Source organism: Bacillus sp. 05T31 (assembly GCF_056396725.1).
This window is the reverse complement of the sequence record NZ_JBFTMA010000328.1, coordinates 1-4,450: the sequence shown is the minus strand read 5'-3', so window position 1 is coordinate 4,450 and position 4,450 is coordinate 1. Positions and strand designations below refer to the sequence as shown.

5 protein-coding genes are annotated in these 4,450 nt (G+C 34.0%); all 5 read left to right on the top strand.

The genetic code is table 11. The features are described from left to right. On the top strand, positions 1–291 hold a 291-nt coding region (locus AC1DJR_RS18345; RefSeq protein ID WP_477003194.1), incomplete at its 5' end, for a LysM peptidoglycan-binding domain-containing protein. A 71-nt stretch (positions 292–362) separates the two neighbouring features. Further along, entirely contained in the window at positions 363–1,139 is a 777-nt protein-coding gene (locus AC1DJR_RS18340) for a metallophosphoesterase (RefSeq protein ID WP_477003193.1), read from the top strand. Continuing rightward, positions 1,139–2,014 (top strand): MerR family transcriptional regulator, encoded by an 876-nt coding sequence (locus tag AC1DJR_RS18335; RefSeq protein WP_002011784.1) that lies wholly within the window; start codon positions 1,139–1,141, stop codon positions 2,012–2,014. Before AC1DJR_RS18340 ends, AC1DJR_RS18335 begins: the two co-directional genes overlap by 1 nt. A gap of 77 nt (positions 2,015–2,091) precedes the next feature. Then, a complete protein-coding gene (locus tag AC1DJR_RS18330; protein ID WP_002011786.1) occupies positions 2,092–2,700 on the top strand; it encodes a genetic competence negative regulator in 609 nt (202 codons plus the stop codon). Between the two features lie 348 nt (positions 2,701–3,048). After that, a complete protein-coding gene (gudB, locus tag AC1DJR_RS18325; RefSeq protein WP_000225168.1) occupies positions 3,049–4,335 on the top strand; it encodes an NAD-specific glutamate dehydrogenase in 1,287 nt (428 codons plus the stop codon). The last annotated feature ends 115 nt before the right edge of the window (positions 4,336–4,450 follow it).

Genomic DNA, 4,450 nt, shown 5'->3' with positions numbered 1-4,450 from the left:
ACGGATAAGTATATACAGGTAAAAAGTGATAGTAATAATGCTGAGAAAAGTGCGTTTGAAGTAATTTTCTTTGATTCCGCTAAGACTGAATCAAAGAAGCAGCCTGAGAAAGTAGCAACTCATGTTGTGAAAGATGGAGAAACTTTAGAAAGTATAGCGAAGCAATATTTCTCAGATGAAGATGGGATAGAAATAATAAAAAAGTATAATGATTTACAAGAAGACGAAGTGAAGGTAGGACAAGAATTGAAAATTCCTATAAAAGATAAGTCCACGAAGTATGAGAGCTAGCTAAATGAGTGATATATAGCTCCACATAAAATTAAGGACTATACTTTACGAGGAGGGAGAGTAAAAAATATATGTCATGGATTATATTATTATGTACTCTCATAAGCATTGGTTTTGTATGTCTTCTTGGAATGTATAAAGAAGCGATGCGTAATACAGTGTTGGAACATACTTTAGTATTCGAAGAATTTCCGGAAAGTTTTCAAAAAGTTAAAGTTTTTTTTATTTCGGATATTCATAGAAGGATCATTTCTAGCTCGCTAATTGAACGAGTGAAAGGAAAAGCAGATATCGTAATTATTGGCGGTGATTTAGCTGAAAAAGGAGTACCYTTATCGCAAATCGCTTTAAATATTCAAAAGTTAAGAGAAATAGCCCCTGTATATTTTGTATGGGGAAATAATGACTATGAAATTGAGTATCACGAATTAGATGCTTTATTAATAGAAAATAATGTGAAGGTATTAGATAATACAAGAGTTGTATTTGAGTCTGAATTAGGAGAGAAAATTTGCTTACTCGGTATCGATGATGTTGGATTAGAACGAGATCGTTTAGATTTAGCGTTGTCTGATTGTAAAGAAGAAGGTTTTCGCATTTTAATTAGTCACAACCCAGATATAATAAAGAAAATGTCTGGTAATGAACAAATTTCGCTCGTATTAAGTGGACATACACATGGAGGCCAGATTCGGTTGTTTCCATCTGAAAAGTATTTAAAGGGTGGCGTATATAAGCATTCTAATACGACTCTCTTTGTTAGTAATGGGTATGGAACAACATTGTTCCCTCTTCGTTTTCGGGCACCTTCCCAAACACATATCCTTACGTTATGCGGAGGGAAATAATGCCGAATTCAAATGGAAAATATAATATAAAAGCTGTCTCAAATATACTCGGAATTCAACCGAGTACACTTCGCGCATGGGAAAGACGCTATCATATTATTGCCCCAAAGAGAAATCGTGCGGGGCATCGTTTATATACAGAAGAGCATATTCATATTTTGAAATGGTTAATGAACAAAGTTTCTGAGGGGATGATGATTGGACAAGCAGTTCAGTTATTAGAAGGGAATCGGTTGCAGAACAACGTTCAAAAAGAAAAAATTACTGATACAGAAGTTGTTTTAGTGGACGATATACTACAAGCTTTGTTAGAATTTGATGAAATTACAATTTCTGCATTATTAAACGAGGTTTTTAGTATATATTCAACGGAAAAGGTTGTTGCAAGCATCATTCTTCAAGTGGCAAACAAGTTGTTAACTTTAAAAAGTAATAATGAGATTACAATGTCGCAATTCAAATATGTTGTATCATTCTTACAAACACGTTTAGGGATGATCTATCATAATGCGTCGGTGTATTCTTCCGTTAACAAAGTTTTCGTTTTAGAAAATAATATATTAAAAGGATTTATTTTCGCGACGTATTTACGACTAAAAGGATATCAAACAATGTATATGGGGACAAGTTTAGATGAAGAAGGTATTTTACTAGCTATTGAACAATTACAACCTAAATATTTGTTTATATCTTTTGATGATGAACGAGAACTTGAAGAGGCAGTAGAATTTATTGACTTGTTGCAAGAAAAAAATGAAAACATCTCTGGTGGTTTTATAGGAAGAAAAGGCATTGGAGATCAATTAAATCTTCAAAATATCCTAATTGGTAACACGAAAGAAGAATGGGATGGATGGTTAAAGATGCCGGAATAGTCGTTCGAAAAGAACCATCTATTTTCTATTTCATATAATAAAAATTAGATGCAATGGTTACGTAGGGAGGGTATGAGATGAGACTGGAACGTTTAAATTATAATAAGATTAAAATTTTCCTAACATTTGATGATTTATCTGAACGAGGATTAACGAAAGAAGATTTGTGGAGAAATGCACCKAAAGTACAGCAACTATTCCGTGATATGATGCAAGAAGCAAATACAGAATTAGGGTTTGAAGCGGATGGACCGATTGCTGTTGAAGTATTTTCTCTACAAGCTCAAGGTATGGTTGTAATTGTAACAAAAGAAAATCACGAAGTGGACACAGAAGATGAGTTCCGTGACGAGTTTATTGAAATGCAAGTGACTCTTGATGAAAGTGAACATATACTTTACGAGTTTGCTACATTAGATGATGTAATCAATTTGTCAAATCGCTTATATAACCTTGGTGTAACTGATGGGAAGTTGTATACGTGGGATGATCGTTTTTATCTTTGGATAGAAGAAGAAGAGCAATTTCAATTATTGAAGGCGGATTTTATAGCTATTTTAGCGGAGTACGGTAATCCGTCAACAGCAACAATTTACCGCGTAATGGAATATGGTAAAGAATTAATGGATTCTCAAGCGATTGAACAAATATATAATTACTTTGTGAAAAAACAAAACCTCAGCTAATGTAACGTAGCTTGAGGTTTTATTTTTATTCAGCTGAAAATCTAAAATCTATAAAACGAAGTGTAGGTAACAAGWCTAGCCGATCTGTATGTTAAAATGTAATCAGTATTTCTGGATGAAATAATTGTTTTATCGAATGTATTTTGATGAAAATAAAAAATATTTAAATATTTAAGTATTTTACTTTTCTAAAAGCAATAAAAGGACTATAATAATAGTGAAAACGCTTGCAATACAAAATAGTTTGTATATATTTGTTAGCGTTTTCTATTGCATTCCAAATTTAACGGTGTATACTAGGCAATGAAGGTTTACTAAACAAGTGAAATTACAGGGGGTTTACTTACTATGGTAGCCGAAAAGGGAACTCAAACGAAAACACAACAACAAGGGGAACAACATTTTGAATTGTTAAATTCAACACAAATTGTAATTAACGAAGCATTAGAAAAATTGGGTTATCCAAACGAAGTATATGAATTATTGAAAGAACCAATTCGTATGATGACAGTGAAAATTCCAGTTCGTATGGATGACGGGACTGTTAAAATATTTACAGGATATCGTGCACAACATAATGATGCTGTTGGTCCAACGAAAGGTGGAATTCGCTTCCATCCAAACGTAACAGAAAATGAAGTGAAAGCACTTTCTATTTGGATGAGTTTAAAATGTGGTATTGTTGATTTACCATATGGTGGAGGTAAAGGTGGAATCATTTGTGACCCACGTGAGATGTCTTTCCGTGAATTAGAAAGATTAAGCCGCGGTTATGTACGAGCAATTAGCCAAATTGTTGGTCCGACAAAAGATATTCCGGCTCCAGATGTATTTACAAACTCACAAATTATGGCATGGATGATGGATGAGTATAGCCGTATCGATGAATTTAATTCACCAGGATTTATTACAGGTAAACCACTTGTATTAGGTGGATCACACGGACGTGAAACAGCGACTGCAAAAGGTGTAACAATTTGTATTCGTGAAGCTGCGAAAAAACGTGACATTGATATTAAAGGTGCACGCGTTGTTGTTCAAGGATTTGGTAATGCGGGTAGCTTCTTAGCTAAATTTATGCATGATGCAGGCGCGAAAGTAATTGCAATTTCAGATGCTTACGGTGCATTACATGATCCGAATGGATTAGATATTGACTACTTACTAGATCGTCGCGATAGCTTTGGTACTGTAACAAAACTATTTAATAATACAATTTCAAATACAGAACTGTTAGAACTTGATTGCGACATTTTAGTTCCTGCTGCAATTGAGAACCAAATTACAGAAGAAAATGCTGATAAGATTAAAGCGAAAATTGTGGTTGAAGCTGCAAATGGTCCAACTACATTAGAAGCAACAAAAATCTTAACAGATCGTGGTATCTTACTTGTTCCAGACGTATTAGCAAGTGCTGGTGGCGTTACGGTATCTTACTTTGAGTGGGTACAAAATAACCAAGGTTACTACTGGACTGAAGAAGAAGTAGAACAACGTTTAGAAAAAGTAATGGTAAAATCATTCGATTCAATTTATGAAACATCACAAGTTCGTAAAGTGAATATGCGCTTAGCTGCATACATGATTGGTGTTCGTAAAATGGCTGAGGCTAGTCGCTTCAGAGGTTGGGTATAATATATAATGTTTTGAGAAAACGTGATTTCCTTTCGAGGGAATCGCGTTTTTTTGTTGAAGTATTAAATGAGGTGTTGTATATGGGGAATGAAATAATGGAACGAGTAGACCAATT

Bases quoted from the DNA above. Each gene is read 5' to 3' on its own strand.
- AC1DJR_RS18335 (WP_002011784.1), top strand. From the start codon at position 1,139: ATGCCGAATTCAAATGGAAAATATAATATAAAAGCTGTCTCAAATATA.
- gudB (WP_000225168.1), top strand. From the start codon at position 3,049: ATGGTAGCCGAAAAGGGAACTCAAACGAAAACACAACAACAAGGGGAA.